This is a genomic window from Bradyrhizobium sp. 23 (assembly GCF_023073295.1).
GTDB lineage: Bacteria > Pseudomonadota > Alphaproteobacteria > Rhizobiales > Xanthobacteraceae > Bradyrhizobium > Bradyrhizobium canariense_D.
In genome coordinates, this window is the sequence record NZ_JADPJF010000151.1 from 496,163 (window position 1) to 511,733 (window position 15,571).

The 15,571-nt window shown below is 65.6% G+C and carries 14 protein-coding genes; 10 read left to right on the forward strand and 4 right to left on the reverse strand.

Annotated elements, in window-relative coordinates:
• Positions 1-203: 203 nt before the first annotated feature.
• A complete protein-coding gene (gene dnaK / locus IVB32_RS39405; protein WP_007598490.1) occupies positions 204-2,105 on the reverse strand; it encodes a molecular chaperone DnaK in 1,902 nt (633 codons plus the stop codon).
• A gap of 394 nt (positions 2,106-2,499) precedes the next feature.
• On the opposite strand from dnaK, the gene IVB32_RS39410 reads away from it, so the two are divergent.
• Positions 2,500-3,441, forward strand: a complete 942-nt coding sequence (locus IVB32_RS39410) for a hypothetical protein (protein ID WP_018459606.1) — start codon at positions 2,500-2,502, stop codon at positions 3,439-3,441.
• A 136-nt stretch (positions 3,442-3,577) separates the two neighbouring features.
• Positions 3,578-4,300, forward strand: coding sequence for a bifunctional nicotinamidase/pyrazinamidase (gene pncA / locus IVB32_RS39415; protein WP_026233851.1), 723 nt, complete (start codon positions 3,578-3,580; stop codon positions 4,298-4,300).
• Between the two features lie 142 nt (positions 4,301-4,442).
• On the opposite strand, the gene grpE is transcribed toward pncA, so the two are convergent.
• Both grpE and hrcA read right to left on the reverse strand, forming a co-directional pair.
• Positions 4,443-5,060, reverse strand: coding sequence for a nucleotide exchange factor GrpE (gene grpE, locus IVB32_RS39420; RefSeq protein ID WP_085349936.1), 618 nt, complete (start codon positions 5,058-5,060; stop codon positions 4,443-4,445).
• Positions 5,061-5,156: 96 nt separating this feature from the next.
• Positions 5,157-6,245 carry a heat-inducible transcriptional repressor HrcA gene (gene hrcA, locus IVB32_RS39425; protein WP_007598483.1) on the reverse strand — a complete coding sequence of 363 codons (1,089 nt, stop codon included), beginning with the start codon at positions 6,243-6,245 and terminating at the stop codon, positions 5,157-5,159.
• Between the two features lie 181 nt (positions 6,246-6,426).
• On the opposite strand from hrcA, the gene rph reads away from it, so the two are divergent.
• The 3 genes from rph to hemW are packed head-to-tail and all read left to right on the forward strand — an operon-like array spanning position 6,427 to position 8,928.
• A complete protein-coding gene (rph, locus tag IVB32_RS39430; protein WP_007598482.1) occupies positions 6,427-7,140 on the forward strand; it encodes a ribonuclease PH in 714 nt (237 codons plus the stop codon).
• 11 nt (positions 7,141-7,151) lie between these two features.
• The gene (rdgB, locus tag IVB32_RS39435) at positions 7,152-7,787 is read left to right on the forward strand and encodes an RdgB/HAM1 family non-canonical purine NTP pyrophosphatase (protein WP_018459609.1); all 636 of its coding nucleotides are present in this window, start codon (positions 7,152-7,154) and stop codon (positions 7,785-7,787) included.
• On the forward strand, positions 7,774-8,928 hold the full coding sequence (hemW, locus tag IVB32_RS39440) for a radical SAM family heme chaperone HemW (protein WP_018459610.1): 1,155 nt from the start codon (positions 7,774-7,776) through the stop codon (positions 8,926-8,928). Before rdgB ends, hemW begins: the two co-directional genes overlap by 14 nt.
• Before the next feature lie 51 nt (positions 8,929-8,979).
• On the opposite strand, the gene IVB32_RS39445 is transcribed toward hemW, so the two are convergent.
• Positions 8,980-10,170, reverse strand: coding sequence for a penicillin-binding protein activator (locus tag IVB32_RS39445; RefSeq protein WP_018459611.1), 1,191 nt, complete (start codon positions 10,168-10,170; stop codon positions 8,980-8,982).
• 408 nt (positions 10,171-10,578) lie between these two features.
• Between IVB32_RS39445 and rsmI the strand changes: the two genes are divergently transcribed.
• The 5 genes from rsmI to IVB32_RS39470 all read left to right on the forward strand — a co-directional run bounded on the left by rsmI (position 10,579) and on the right by IVB32_RS39470 (position 15,568).
• Complete coding sequence (gene rsmI / locus IVB32_RS39450; RefSeq protein WP_247295830.1) at positions 10,579-11,529, forward strand: 16S rRNA (cytidine(1402)-2'-O)-methyltransferase; 951 nt, start codon at positions 10,579-10,581, stop codon at positions 11,527-11,529.
• Positions 11,516-11,917, forward strand: coding sequence for a YraN family protein (locus tag IVB32_RS39455; RefSeq protein WP_018459613.1), 402 nt, complete (start codon positions 11,516-11,518; stop codon positions 11,915-11,917). Before rsmI ends, IVB32_RS39455 begins: the two co-directional genes overlap by 14 nt.
• Positions 11,918-11,927: 10 nt before the next feature.
• Positions 11,928-12,872 (forward strand): glutathione synthase, encoded by a 945-nt coding sequence (gshB, locus tag IVB32_RS39460; RefSeq protein ID WP_018459614.1) that lies wholly within the window; start codon positions 11,928-11,930, stop codon positions 12,870-12,872.
• A gap of 364 nt (positions 12,873-13,236) precedes the next feature.
• On the forward strand, positions 13,237-14,040 hold the full coding sequence (gene cpaB, locus IVB32_RS39465; RefSeq protein WP_018459615.1) for a Flp pilus assembly protein CpaB: 804 nt from the start codon (positions 13,237-13,239) through the stop codon (positions 14,038-14,040).
• Positions 14,041-14,050: 10 nt separating this feature from the next.
• On the forward strand, positions 14,051-15,568 hold the full coding sequence (locus IVB32_RS39470; RefSeq protein ID WP_026233853.1) for a type II and III secretion system protein family protein: 1,518 nt from the start codon (positions 14,051-14,053) through the stop codon (positions 15,566-15,568).
• Positions 15,569-15,571 lie beyond the last annotated feature (3 nt).

Sequence of the window (15,571 nt, forward strand, 5' to 3'; positions counted from 1 at the left end):
CTTCCGCCTCGCGGCAGAGGATTGCACGGCAGTGTTCAGAATAACGGCTGGGAATTGATCGATCGTAACGGCCCCGATTTTATCAGTGCCGATTTTATCAGTGCCTTGGCTTGTCGAGCCCGACACGATGGCCTCCCCCGCGAGGGAGGAGGCCGTTGGCGTGTGGAGGGTCCAAGCCGTCCGCATCATCACCCTCGCGGGGTTCAGGCGGACTTCTTGTTGGTCTTGTCGTCGTCGACTTCGGTGAATTCCGCGTCGACGACGTCGTCCTTGGCCGCATCCTTCTTGGCGTCGGCCTCGGCCTGCTGCTTGTACATGGCCTCGCCGAGCTTCATCGAAGCCTGGGCCAGCGTTTGGGTCTTGGCCTTGATCGCTTCGGCATCGTCGCCCTTCAGCGCTTCCTTGAGGTCGCTGACGGCATCCTCGATGGCGCGGCGCTCGGTCTCGGCGACCTTCGAACCGTGCTCGGCCAGTGCCTTCTCAGTCGAATGCACCAGTCCATCCGCGTCGTTTTTGGCAGTCACGGCCTCGCGGCGCTTCTTGTCCGCCTCGGCATTGGCCTCGGCGTCCTTGACCATCTTCTCGATGTCGGCTTCCGACAGACCGCCGGAGGCCTGGATGCGGATCTGCTGCTCCTTGGACGTGGCCTTGTCCTTGGCCGAGACGTTGACGATACCGTTGGCGTCGATGTCGAAGGTCACCTCGATCTGCGGCATGCCGCGCGGGGCCGGCGGAATGCCCATCAGGTCGAACTGGCCGAGCATCTTGTTGTCGGCCGCCATTTCACGCTCGCCCTGGAAGACGCGGATGGTGACCGCGTTCTGGCTGTCCTCGGCGGTCGAGAACACCTGGCTCTTCTTGGTCGGGATCGTGGTGTTGCGGTCGATGATGCGGGTGAACACGCCGCCCAGAGTCTCGATGCCCAGCGACAGCGGGGTCACGTCGAGCAGCAGCACGTCCTTGACGTCGCCCTGAAGCACGCCGGCCTGGATCGCGGCGCCGATCGCCACGACTTCGTCTGGGTTGACGCCCTTGTGCGGCTCCTTGCCGAACAGCTGCTTCACGACTTCCTGGACCTTCGGCATGCGCGACATGCCGCCGACCAGCACCACTTCGCCGATCTCGGCGGCGGTGAGGCCGGCATCCTTCAGCGCCTTGCGGCAGGGCTCGACGGTCTTCTGAACGAGGTCATCGACCAGCGCCTCGAACTTGGCGCGGGTGAGCTTCATCGTCAGATGCTTCGGGCCGGTCTGGTCCGCGGTGATGAAGGGCAGGTTGATCTCGGTCTGCGTCGTCGACGACAGCTCGATCTTGGCCTTTTCGGCGGCTTCCTTTAGGCGCTGCAACGCGAGCTTGTCGTTGCGCAGGTTGATGCCCTGCTCCTTCTGGAATTCGTCGGCGAGATAGCCGACCAGGCGCATGTCGAAGTCTTCGCCGCCGAGGAAGGTGTCGCCGTTGGTCGACTTCACCTCGAACACGCCGTCGCCGATTTCGAGAATCGAGATATCGAACGTGCCGCCGCCGAGATCGTACACGGCGATCGTGCCGGCCTTGGTCTTGTCGAGGCCGTAGGCGAGCGCGGCCGCGGTCGGCTCGTTGATGATGCGCAGCACTTCAAGGCCCGCGATCTTGCCGGCGTCCTTGGTCGCCTGGCGCTGGGCGTCGTTGAAGTAGGCGGGCACGGTGATGACGGCCTGGTCGACCTTCTGGCCGAGATGGGCTTCCGCGGTCTCCTTCATCTTCTGCAGGATGAACGCCGAGACCTGCGAGGGCGAGTAGGTCTGGCCGTCGGCCTCGACCCAGGCGTCGCCGTTGGAAGCCTTCACGATCTTGTACGGAACGAGCTTCTTGTCCTTCTCGACCATCGGGTCGTCGTAGCGGCGGCCGATCAGGCGCTTCACTGCGAAGAACGTGCGCTCGGGATTGGTGACGGCCTGGCGCTTGGCCGGCTGGCCGACGAGGCGCTCACCGTCGTCCGTCACGGCGACGATCGAAGGCGTCGTGCGCATGCCTTCGGAATTCTCGATGACTTTGGCGTTCTTGCCATCCATTACGGCGACGCACGAATTCGTGGTGCCGAGGTCGATCCCGATGACCTTTCCCATGGTCCTGTATCCTTGTTTTTGCGGCAGGCTGGCTGGGCCCAGAAGGCACCCGAACCGAAACCCCCTAAGATCAAACATTCGCGATATTGCGATGGTTGGGGGTCATATAGGAGGGGGGGAGGTGCCTGCAAGGACCGAACGCAAGTTTCGGCCGTGAAAACATTGGGTTTTGGAAGAACATATCCGGGCTGCACCGCCCTTGCGGGTGAGGAATTATTAACAGGTCCGCGATTGGCCGGCATCCGCTACCGCATCCCGCCCCGCCCTGTTGCGGCCAGACCAAAACCGTTAAAAGGCGGGCAGCCGGCCGGGCTCGTCCTCGGGCTGCCTCGCGCGACAAAGCGGCCGGCTGGCCACCATCGAACGGCCTCAATGTGAACCAATCAGAGTGCCCATGAAGCTGATCCGCCCCCTCGCCGCGCTCGCCCTCCTCGTCGCCTCTACGCTTCCGGCTCTGGCCGCCGACGCCGTTTTCCCACCCGGCTTGCGCCTCGGCATGGTGCCATTGGTCGGCCTCAGCACGGCCAAGACCTTTCCCGGCTTCGAGAGCGAGGACGGCAACGTCAAGGTGCTGATCACGGAGCTGCCGCCGGCCGCCTATGGCGAGGTCGTGAGCGCCTTCAACTCCAACCCGGCCGGCACCAACGGCGTCAAGCAGGACAAGATCGAGACGCCCGCGGGCGTGGCCTATTTCACCACGGAGAGCGGCAAGGCGGGCGAGACGCCAGTGCGGCGCTATTCGATGATCGTGCCGGGCGCCGGCTTCTCCGGCTACGTCGCGGTGCAGATTCCGGAGAATGCGATCAAGATCTACACCGACGAGGCGGTGCGGCAGATGTTCGCGAGCGTCGTCACCCGGAAGCAGGTCTCGGCCGAAGAGCAGATCGCACTGATGCCGTTCAAGATCACCGATCTCGCCGACTTCAAGGACGTCCGCACGCTGGCGCCGGGCTCGAGTATCATCCTGGCCGACGGCGACGAGAGCTCCGGCTATGAATCGAAGCCGTTTATCATCCTCGGCGTGATTGGCGCCACACCGCAAGCCGCCGACGACCGCGCCCGCTTCGCCCAAGAGGCGGCGCTCCAGATTCCCGGCGTGCGCGAGTCGCGCGTCACCATGTCCGAGCCGATCCGCATCAGCGGCCAGCAGGGTTTCGAGACCCGGATCGACGGCGTCAGCGGCAAGGACAAGACGCCGGTGACCGTGGTGCAGTGGATCCGCTTCAGCAGCGGCGGCGCCTCGCTGCGCATCATCGCCAGCGCCCCGCGCGAGCAATGGCCGGCCGCCTTCACCCGCTTCCGCGCGGTCCGCGACGGCATCCAGCCGAAGGGCTAGCAGCATCCGCAAGCGGGAGAGGTGCACCGAACCCGCGGCTCAAGCACCAAAGCCGGCTGCATTTTCGGGCTTCTGTTCGTATACGAACGGAACTAGGCTCCCCCTCCGTTGAGTTCATCCTGGAGGGAGGCGAATGATGCTGGATCGGCGACAAGTCTTGGCGGCGCTCGGGACGAGCGCGCTCGTGGCGCTCGCGCCAACCGCAATTCTGGCAGCGGCATCGATCAAGCCGGACGATGCATCCGCGCTGCTCGTGATCGACGTGCAGAATTGCTTCCTGCCCGGCGGCAGCCTCGCCGTGAAGGAAGGCGAGCAGGTGGTGCCCGTCATCAACAAGATCTCGAAAGCATTTTCGAACGTGGTGATGACGCAGGACTGGCACACGCAAGGCCATATTTCCTTCGCGTCAGTCCACGCCGGCAAGAAGCCGTTCGAGACCGTCGATCTTCCCTACGGCAAGCAGGTGCTGTGGCCCGACCATTGCGTGCAGGGCACCGACGGCGCCGCGCTGTCGAAAGACCTTGCGATCCCGCACGCCGAGCTCATCATCCGCAAGGGTTTTCACAAGGACGTCGACAGCTATTCGGCCTTCCTCGAAGCCGACGGCAAGACCTCGACCGGTCTCGCCGGCTATCTGAAGGCGCGCAAGATCAAGCGCGTCTTCGTCGCGGGGCTGGCGACGGATTTCTGCGTCGCCTGGACCGCGCTCGACGCGCGCAAGGCGGGCTTCGAGGTCTATGTGGTGGAAGACGCCTGCCGCGGCATCGACAATCAGGGTTCGCTGGCAAAAGCCTGGGCCGACATGGCAAAGGCCGGCGTGAAGCGGATTCAGTCCGCGGATATCGCGGCGAGCGCGTAGGCCCGGTCAAAAAACGGCAAGACCCTCAGCCTGAGGAGCGCGCTTCTTCGCGCGCGTCTCGAAGGATGAAGGCCGCGCTGCAGCAGCGCGGCCTGCATGGTTCGAGACGGCGCTGACGCGCCTCCTCGCCATGAGGATCGACTTAGTTGGCCGCGCCGTTCGGCTCGTTGCTGTTGGCAGCGGGCGCAGCCTTGGCGCCGCCCTTGGCGACACCGACCAAGGCGGGACGCAGCACGCGCTCGCCGATGGTGTAGCCGGCCTGCATGACCTGCACGACCGTGCCTGCGGGCACCGACGCATCGGGCACCTCGAACATCGCCTGCTGGAAGTTCGGGTCGAACTTCTGGCCCGAGGGGTCGAACTTCTTCACGCCGTGTTTTTCCAGCGCGCTGAGCAGCGAGCGCTCAGTCAGCTCGACGCCCTCGATCAGCGAGGCGAGGCCTGCATCGGCCGCCGCACGGGCTTCGGCCGGAACGGCATCGAGCGCGCGCTGCAGGTTGTCGGCGATGTCGAGCACGTCGCGGGCAAAGCCGGTGATGCCGTAGAGGCGGGCATCCGCGACCTCCTTGGTGGTCCGCTTGCGCAAATTCTCCATTTCGGCCAGCGTCCGCAGCATGCGGTCGCGCGCCTCGGCGACTTCCTTCTGCAGAAGCTCGACGGAGCCGGGCTCGGGATCGTCGGGCATGATGTAGGGTTTTGACACCACGGGCTCGCCGGCCGCAGCACTCGTGTCTTCGGGTTGCCGGTCTCGATCGGTCATCGGCTCTCTTTTCGCATTCGTCTCAGGGGGTTTCTGGCCCGGATATCGTGCTTCGGGCGGCGAAAATCAAGCGCCCGTGATCGGCCCGGCCGCCGGTCAGCCCCCCAAGAGCCGGCTGACGATGCGGGCAGCGTAGTCCACGGTGGGGATCACGCGGGCATAATTCAGCCGCGTCGGCCCGATCACGCCCAAAACGCCGACGATATGGCCGGCGGCGTCCCGATAGGGCGAGATGATGGTGGACGAACCCGACAGCGAGAACAGCTTGTTCTCACTGCCGATGAAGATCCGCACGCCTTCCGCGGTTTCGGCCCGGCCGAGCAGGTCGATCACGCCGCGCTTGGTCTCGAGATCGTCGAACAGCAGGCGAACGCGCTCGAGATCCTCCAGCGCATGCAAATCCTCGAGCAGATTGGCGTGGCCGCGGACGATGAGCTGACGATCCTCGTTCTCGCCGCCGGACCAGCTGGCGATGCCGGCCGAGATCACCTTGTGCGTCAGCTGATCGAGCTCGGTGCGCGCCTCTCCGAGCGCGGTCTCGAGCTCCAGCCGCGCCTCGGCCAGGGTCCGGCCCCGAATGCGGGCATTGAGGAAGTTGCCGGCTTCGGTCAACGCCGAGGATGGAACTCCCGGCGGCAGCGTCAACACGCGATTTTCGACCTGCCCGTCCTCGCCGACCAGGATCACCAATGCCTTTTCCGGTTCCAAGCGGACGAATTCGATATGTTTCAGCCGCGCATTGGATTTCGGCGTCAGCACGACGGCGGCGGCGCGGGTCAGGCCGGAGAGCCGCGTCAATGCCTCCTCGAGCGCAGCCTCCACCGATTGCGCGTGGCCGACGGAGGTCAACTGGCTCTGGATCGCCTGCCGTTCACTGTCATTGAGGTCGCCGACCTGCATCAGGGCATCGACGAAGAACCGCAGGCCAAGTTCCGTCGGCAATCGGCCGGCGGAGGTGTGCGGGGCGTAGATTAGGCCAAGCTGTTCCAGATCGGCCATGACGTTGCGGACCGAGGCCGGCGAAAGCGGCATGGCAATCAGGCGCGAAATATTGCGCGAGCCCACCGGCTCCCCGGTCGCGAGATAGCTTTCGACGATTTGACGAAAGATGTCGCGGGAACGCTCGTTGAGCTGGGCGAGGCCCGCGCGCGGCGCGATCAGATGGATCGGATCGTGATGGGCCACAGACGGTAACTCCTCTAAGACACAGGTAATTTGTCTATCCCGGATGCTTCTGACAAGCGTGGCGTTGGCGGATTGGAAATCGGGGGTGAAGAAGGCCTCGATCTTCCCCCTTGCCGCCCACCCTCACCCCCCCTACAAGCACCGCCAACAGCACTTTTTTGAGAGTTTTGGAGGATTTCCCATGCGGCCAAGCCGCCGTGCGCCCGACGAATTGCGCCCCGTGACGCTGGAGCGCGGCGTGGTCAAATATGCGGAAGGCTCGTGCCTGGTGAAATTCGGCGACACCCACGTGCTGGTCACCGCCACGCTGGAAGACCGCCTGCCGCCATGGCTGAAGGGCCAGGGCCGCGGCTGGGTCACCGCCGAATACGGCATGCTGCCGCGCGCGACCTCGGAACGCACCCGCCGCGAGGCCTCCGCCGGAAAGCAGAGCGGCCGCACCGTCGAAATCCAGCGCCTGATCGGCCGCTCGCTTCGCACCATCATCAATCTCGAAGCGCTCGGTGAGCGCCAGATCACGGTCGATTGCGACGTGCTCCAGGCCGACGGCGGCACCCGCACCGCCTCGATCACCGGTGCCTGGGTCGCGCTCGCCGATTGCGTCAGCTGGATGAAGGCGCGCAACATGGTCAAGGCCAATGTGTTGCGCGACAACGTCGCCGCGATCTCCTGCGGCATCTACAAGGGCACGCCCGTGCTCGACCTCGACTATGCCGAGGACTCCGAAGCCGACACCGACGCCAATTTCGTCATGACCGGCGATGGCCGCATCATCGAGGTCCAGGGCACCGCGGAACGCGAGCCATTCACGGAAGCCGAGTTCCTGGCGTTGATGGCGCTGGCGCGCAAGGGCGTCGCGCGTCTCGTGGACTTGCAGAAACTGGCGGTAGCGTAGTCAATAGCCCGATGCACCGCCGAATCACCGGAAAGCTGGTTATCGCGACCCATAATCCCGGCAAGCTCGCCGAGATGAAGGAGCTACTCGCGCCTTACGGCATCGAAGCAGTGTCGGCCGGCGAGCTCGGCCTTCCCGAGCCGGAAGAAACCGGAAACGATTTCCGCAGCAATGCCGCGATCAAGGCGATCGCGGCGGCGCAGGCAACGAAGCTGCCGTCTTTCGCCGATGATTCCGGCATCGTGGTCGACGCGCTCGACGGCGCGCCCGGCATCTACTCGGCGCGCTGGGCCGGCCCGAACAAGGATTTTGCCGCAGCGATGGCGCAGATCGAGCGTCTGTTGCAGGAGCGCGGCGCGACCACGCCGGCCAAACGCAAGGCGCACTTCGTTTCCGCGCTCTGCGTTGCATGGCCCGACGATCATCTCGAAGAGGTCGAGGGGCGCGTCGACGGCACGCTGGTGTGGCCGCCGCGCGGCACCGCCGGCTTCGGCTACGACCCGATGTTTTTGCCCGACGGCCATAGCCGCACCTTCGGCGAGATGGAGAGCATCGAGAAGCACGGCCTGCCGCCGCTCGGTCTCGGCCTGTCGCATCGTGCCCGCGCCTTCGTGAAACTGGCGGAGATCTGCCTTGAGCCGCGCTAAGGAAGCCTTCGGCGTCTACGTGCACTGGCCGTTCTGCCTGTCGAAGTGCCCCTATTGCGACTTCAACAGCCACGTTCGCCACGCCCCGATCGACGAGCCGCGGTTTGCGTCAGCATTCGCGCGCGAAATCGCTGCGACCGCCGAGCGCGCGCCCGGACGCGAAGTCACCTCGATCTTTCTCGGCGGCGGTACGCCCTCGCTCATGCAGCCTGCAACCGTCGGCGCTGTGCTCGACGCCATCGGCAAGCACTGGACCGTGGCGAAAGACGTCGAAGTCACGCTGGAGGCAAACCCGACCAGCGTCGAGGCTACGCGCTTCGCCGGCTATCGCGCCGCCGGCGTCAACCGCGTCTCGCTCGGCGTGCAGGCGCTCGACGATGCCTCGCTGAAAGCGCTCGGCCGCATGCACAGCGCGCGCGAGGCCCTCGATGCCGTCGCTATCGCGCGCCGCTCGTTCGATCGCTATTCGTTCGACCTGATCTACGCCCGTCCCGACCAGACGCCGGCGATGTGGGCCGATGAATTGCGTCTCGCGATCGGCGAGGCGGCCGAGCATCTGTCGCTCTATCAATTGACGATCGAAGAAGGCACGCCGTTCTTCGGCCTACATCAAGCCGGCAAGCTGAAGACGCCGGATGAAGCGGTCGCACGCGCGCTCTACGACGTCACGCAGGAGACCTGCGACAGGCTCGGCCTGCCCGCCTACGAGATTTCAAATCACGCGCGGCGCGGCGCCGAGTGCCGGCACAATCTGGTCTACTGGCGCGGCGAAGAATATGCCGGCATCGGCCCCGGCGCCCATGGCCGCCTCGACATCGACGGTATCAGGCACGCGACCGCCACCGAGAAGCGCCCCGAAGCCTGGCTGATGCGGGTCGAGACCAACGGCCACGGCGTCGTCACCGACGATCTCCTCAACAGCGAAGAGCGCGCCGACGAATTCCTGCTTATGGGATTGCGCCTCGCCGAGGGCATCGACCCCGAGCGTTACAAAGCGCTCTCCGGCCGCTCACTCGATCCCAAGCGCATCACGCTGCTGAGCGAAGAAGGTGCAATCACGGTGGATGCAACGGGACGGCTGCGCGTGACGAGCAGCGGTTTTCCGGTGCTGGACGCGGTGGTCGCGGATCTCGCGGCGTAAAGTCTCTCCATCGTCGTCCTGGCGAAAGCCAGGACGACGTCGAGGAAACAGCTACGCCCCAAAGCTCTTCGGCGAGCCCGCGACCGCAACGCCGCCGCCGGTCGTGACCTTCATCACCGCCAAGCCCCGCTCATTGGTGCCGTCGGCGCGAAAGCGGAACAGGCCGTCGATGCCGGCAAAGCCGGAGGGATTGGTGAGCACGTCCGACGAAAAGCGCGTCGTGCCCTGCGTACGCGCCAGCGCGGCCACCAGGGCGACCGCATCATAGGCAAGCGTGGCGGTGCGCACGGGCTCGGCGCCATATTTGGTGCGATAGCGGCCGGAGAAGGCGCGGAAGCCGGCCGGGTCCGGCGCGGCGTAGAGGCCGCCTTGCAAGTTGGAGCTGGCATAGACGCGCGGACTGTCCCACAGGCCGGTGCCGAGCAGCTGGATATTGCGCAGATTCGCACCCGCCGCGCTCATCGCATCGGCGACCGAGACGACGGCGTCGCCATCATCGGCGATGAACAGCGCATCGGCGCTGCCGAGCTGCTGCGCCACGGTCCGGGCCGGCGTGGCGCGATCGGCGCCGTATTTCTCGAACGCGACGATGCGCCCTCCGCGGCGCGGCACCGCCGCCTTCACCGCGGCCTCGACCACATTGCCATAGGCATTGTCGGGCACGAGCACGGCGACGGAGCGCTTCCCGATGCTGGCGGAATATTCGACGATGCGGTTGACGTCGGACTCCGGCAGGAAGCTCAGCAGATAGACACCGCGGCCGGCGATGCTGGAATCGGTCGAGAACGCCATCACCGGGATGCCGCGCGTGCGCGCGATCTGCGCCACCGCAGGCACCGACTGCGCGAATAGCGGCCCCAGGATGATCTCGGCGCCCTCATCGACCGCCTGCTGCGCACTGGCCTGCGCGCCCTGCGGGCTACCATTGTCGTCCTTGATCAGGAGCTGGATGTTGGGATTCTGGAACTCGGCCAGCGCCATCTCGGCGGCGTTGCGCATCGACTGCGCGGCAAGGCCGGCATTGCCTGATGCCGACAGCGGCAGGATCACGGCAACCTTCACCCCGCCGGTGCCGGCGGTCGTCGCCTGTTGCGGCGGGCCGGCCGGCTGGGCCGGAGGCGGGGAGGAACTGCTGAACGGATTGGAGAACTGGCTCAGGCTCTGCTGCACGCCGGCGCAGGCCGACAGCAGCGGCGCGCCGAGCAACAGACCGAGCGCGCTTCGCCGCGTCGCCCCTGACATCAGGGGCCCCTGAACGGGAGACTCCTCCGAAAAGGAGGATCTGGGATCACGTGGGCCCGTCATGACAGTTTCTCTTCCGACCGACCGTCGCCAGCCGGTCACGACATTCTTTCCACGACACCGGCCATGGATTCAGGCATATTGTCGGCAAATAGTTAACTCAAACAAAAGGATAATGCCCGCTTAACGCGGCTTCCTTTCAAGTTCTGGCTAGCTGTCCGCCGTCCGTCACCCAGCATCAAGGCGGCGTTTCCGCCGCGAATATGGCGCTGACGCTTCATTCCCTGGGGAATGTGATGCCGAATGGATCACATTCCAGTCCTGCCTCGCCCCTTGCCTCGCCCAGGCACGATCTTTTTCCGGGGACCGGTTCCCAGCCCCGGGGATCATACCTAAGTTCGTCTGATTATGCGCGCAAAGCCGTCCCCGACAAACACACCTGAGACGACGGAGGCCGCCTCGCGCGGTTTCTCCGTCGACGCCCATCGGCTTGTCGCGCCGAAGGCCGCGCCTGGCCTGCACCTGGTGGCGACCCCCATCGGCAATCTCGGTGACATCACGCTGCGGGCGCTGCAGACCCTCGCCGGGGTCGACGTCATCGCCTGCGAGGACACCCGCATCACGCGGCGTCTGACCGAGCGCTACAACATCTCTGCGCAGCTCAAGCAGTATCACGAGCACAACGCTGAAGCGGCCCGTCCGAAGATCCTGGAGCGGCTTTCGCAGGGCGGCTCGATCGCGCTGGTGTCGGATGCCGGCACGCCGTTGATCTCGGACCCCGGCTACAAGCTGGTGCGCGAGGTCTGCGCCGCCGGCCACGCGGTCTACGCGCTGCCCGGCCCGTCCTCGGTGCTGGCGGCGCTATCGGTCGCAGCGCTGCCGACCGACCGCTTCTTCTTCGAAGGCTTTCTGCCTTCGAAATCCGCCGCGCGAAAGTCGCGCGTGGCCGAGCTTGCGCGCATCGATGCGACGCTGGTGATGTTCGATTCCGGCAACCGCGTGCAGGACACGCTCGCCGAGCTCGCCGAGATCATGGGGACCCGGGAAGCCGCGATTTGCCGCGAGCTGACCAAACTGCACGAGCAGATTTCGCGCGCGACGCTGCGTGAGCTGGCGCGCGATGCCGACACGCTGGAGACGCGCGGCGAATTCGTGCTGGTGATCGCTCCGCCTGCGGCGGATGCCGAGATGCTGACATCGGATGCGCTCGACGACGTCCTGCGTGAGCAGCTTGCCGCGAACAGCGTCAAGGATGCGGTGGCGCATGCGGTCGCCCTCTCGGGCCGGCCGCGCCGCGAGGTCTATGCCCGCGCGCTTGAGCTTGCCAAAGATCTGCGGGGCGGCGATGGCGAAGACTGACGTCCCGTCGGAACCGAAAATCGCCTCGCCCGAGCGCGTCGCCGCGTTCCACACCGGCATCTCTGCGGAAAGCCGCGCTGCGGCTTATCTCATGGCCAAGGGCTACCGCATCCTCGCCAAACGTTACCGCACGCCGCATGGCGAGATCGACATCGTGGCGCGCCGCCGCAATTTGATCGCCTTCGTCGAGGTCAAGGCGCGCGCGACGCTGGACGACGCCGCCTTCGCCGTGACGCCGCGCCAGCAGCAGCGCATCATCGATGCCGCGCAAGGCTGGCTCGTCGCGCATCCCGAGCATGCGGAATTTGAAATGCGATTCGATGCCATGCTGATTGCGCCGAAACGACTTCCACGCCATGTGTTGGCGGCATTCGACGCCTCGACCTGAAAGGCAGACCATGAAACTGAACGTCGCCGTCCAGATGGACCCCATCGCCCGCATCAACATCAAGGGCGATTCCACCTTTGCGCTGCTCCTGGAGGCGCAGAAGCGCGGCCACGGCCTGTCCTATTACACGCCCGACAAGCTCTCGATGGTCGGCGAGGAAATCGTCGCTCCGGTTCAGCTGCTCACCGTGCGCGACGAGCCCGGCAATCATTTCACCCTGGGCGAACCCAGGCGCGAGGCGCTCAACAGCTTCGACGTGGTGTTGCTGCGCCAGGATCCGCCGTTCGACCTCGCCTACATCACCTCGACGCACCTTCTCGAACGCATCCATCCGAAGACACTCGTCGTCAATGACCCCGCATCGGTGCGCAACGCGCCGGAAAAGCTGTTCGTGATGAACTTCCCGCAGCTGATGCCGCCGACGCTGATCTCGCGCGATCTCGACGAGATCAACGCCTTTCGCGACAGGCATGGCGCCGTCGTCATGAAGCCGCTGCACGGCCATGGCGGCGCTGCGGTGTTCCGCGTGATGCCGCAGGACATGAATTTCGGCTCGCTGTTCGACATGTTCTCGGTGACATTCAAGGAAGCCTGGGTGATCCAGCAGTTCATCCCCGAGGTGAAGCACGGCGACAAGCGCATCATCCTGATCAACGGCGAGTTCGCGGGCGCGGTGAATCGTGTCCCGGCCGCCGACGACCTCCGCTCCAACATGGTGCGCGGCGGCGCTGCGCAGGAGACCGAGCTCACGCCGCGCGAGCGCGAGATCTGCGCTACCGTCGGCCCGGCGCTGCGCGAGCGCGGGCTGTTGTTCGTCGGCATCGACGTCATCAACGGCAACCTCACCGAGATCAACGTGACCTCGCCGACCGGCATCCGCGCCATCGCGCGGCTCGGCGGACCGGACGTTGCCGCAAAGCTCTGGGACGTGATCGAGCAAAAGCGCGCGAAGTAGCCGCCGGCCCGTAGCCCGGATGGAGCGCAGCGAAATCCGGGATGCCACATCATGTTCAGCGGCCCCGGATTGCGCTTCGCTCCATCCAGGCTACGTAATGCATGCGCGGCATCACCCCACACACCACTAACCACCCATTCACCATGACGCCGCGCGCATCATTCGAACGCAGTGGCCGCACTGCGTGAAACTACGGGGCCGGTGGCCGACCGGCTAACGCGACGTTCACCATCTGCCGAAAGACCACAGCGCGGCCGTCGATCACATTCGGCCTCGCAACACCGCTTATACTTTTGCTGCCTACTCATCGATGTCGGGGAGCCCGCCAGGTGCGGTTCGAGTGCCCCGCGTAGAGTAGAAGCGTATGAACACCGCACGCATTGTCGTTCTCGTCATCGCACTGGGCGCCGGCGGCGTCGCTGCGTATCTGGCGAGCGGCTATGACAACAAGCCCGCGCCCGTTCTCCCCGTCGCCGAGAAGCTGCCGACGGTCGAGGTCCTGGTCGCCAAGAACGACATCCAGCTCGGTCAAGCCGTGAAGCCCGAGGACCTGCAATGGCAGCTCTGGCCGGCGGCGACCGCGAGCAGCGCCTTCATCCGCCGCGACAACAGGCCCGAGGCGCAGATCCAGATTGCAGGCTCGATCGCACGCGTGCCGTTGATGCAGGGCGAGCCAATCCGCGAGCAGAAGCTGGTCAGGGCCGACGGCTCCGGCTTCATGGCCGCGATCCTGCCGTCGGGCATGCGCGCCGTCTCCACCGAGATTTCAGCCGAGACTGCCGCCGGCGGCTTCATCCTGCCGAATGACCGCGTCGACATCATGCTGACCCGCCGCCTGAAGAATCCTGACGGGGCCGCCGGTAACGACCTCATCCTATCCGAAGCGATCCTGACCAATATCCGCGTGCTCGCGATCGACCAGGCGCCGAAGGAAAAGGACGGCCAGAACGCCGTCGTCGGCAGGACCGTCACGCTCGAGCTTAAACCCGACCAGGTCGCCGCGCTATCGGCAGCGCGCCAGGGCGGCACGCTGACACTCGCGCTGCGCAGCATCGTCGATGCCAACTCGGTCGACAGCACGCCCGAGGACCAGGCGAGCAAGCGGTCCGGCGGGGTCAACGTGATCCGCTACGGCGTACAGGCGCGGCAACTGACGTCACAGAAGTGATGGGGACATGATGAACTACGGGGATGATCGGACGGGCATGCGCATTCGGGGGAATCGCGCGCGCTCGTTCTGGACGGGGACGATGCTGACCCTGGGGCTCCTCGCAGCCCCCGATGTCGTCAGCGCCGCAGATGCGCCGGTCGGCGACCAGGCGCCGATGCAGGCAGCCGATCTCGATGTTTCGCCGGTCGGGACGATCGCGCCGGCGAAGACGCGCTTCCTGTCGCTCGGCGTCGGCAAGTCCGCCGTCATCGACCTGCCGCGCGACGTCAAGGACGTGCTGGTCGCCGATCCCAAGATCGCCAATGCCGTGATCCGCTCGGCCCAACGCGCCTATATCATCGGCGGACAGGTCGGCCAGACCAACGTCGTGTTCTTCGCCGCAGACGGCCAGCAGGTCGCCGCCTACGATATCGCGGTGAAGCGCGATCTCAACGGCATGCGCACGGCGCTGCGCCAGTCGCTGCCGGGCGTGCAGATCGAAGGCGTCGGCGACAGCGTGATGCTGACAGGCTCGGTATCGAGCCCGGTCGAGGCCCAGCAGGCCGGCGACGTCGCCGCGAAACTGGTCGGCGGCTCCGACAAGGTGGTCAATAACATCATCGTGCGCGGCCGCGACCAGGTGATGCTCAAGGTCGTCGTCGGCGAAGTGCGCCGCGATATCGTCAAGCAGTTGGGCGTCGATCTCAGCGCCAGTCTGAACGCCGGCACCGCGGTGGTGAACTTCAACAATTCCAACCCGTTCTCGGTCAGCGGCGGACCGATCGTCAGCAACAACGGATTAGGTGTCGCCGGTCTCACCAAAGGCTTCGCGACCGTCAGCGCCACGATGCGCGCGATGGAAAGTGCCGGTGTCATGCGCACGCTCGCCGAGCCGAGCCTGACCGCGATCTCCGGCGAATCCGCCACCTTCATCGCCGGCGGCGAATTCCCCATTCCCTCGGGCTATGCCTGCGATCCCGTCACCCACGTTTGCACCACCCAGATCACCTACAAGAAGTTCGGCATCTCCCTGAACTTCACCCCGGTCGTGCTGAGCGAGGGACGGATCAGCCTGCGGGTGATGACCGAGGTGTCCGAGCTGTCGAACCAAAGCGCCATCACGGTGACCCAGGCGCTGTCGTCGAGCTCGACCAACTCGATCACCATCCCCTCGATCCAGACCCGCCGCGCCGAAACGACGCTGGAAATTCCCTCGGGCGGCTCGATGGCCATGGCCGGCCTGATCCAGCAGCAGACCAAACAGGCGATCAACGGCCTGCCCGGCGTCGACCAGGTGCCGATCATCGGCGCGCTGTTCCGCAGCCAGGACTTCGTCAACAACGAAACCGAGCTGATGGTGATCGTGACGCCCTATGTGGTGCGCGCGGTGGCTCAGAAGGAGCTGTCCCGCCCCGACGACGGCTTCGCCCCGGCGTCTGACGCCCAGACGGCGCTGCTCGGTCGCATGAACCGCCTCTATGGCGTCGCGCGCCGCGTCGATCCGATCGCGGGCACGCCCGGCGATTTCGGCTTCATCATCGACTGACGA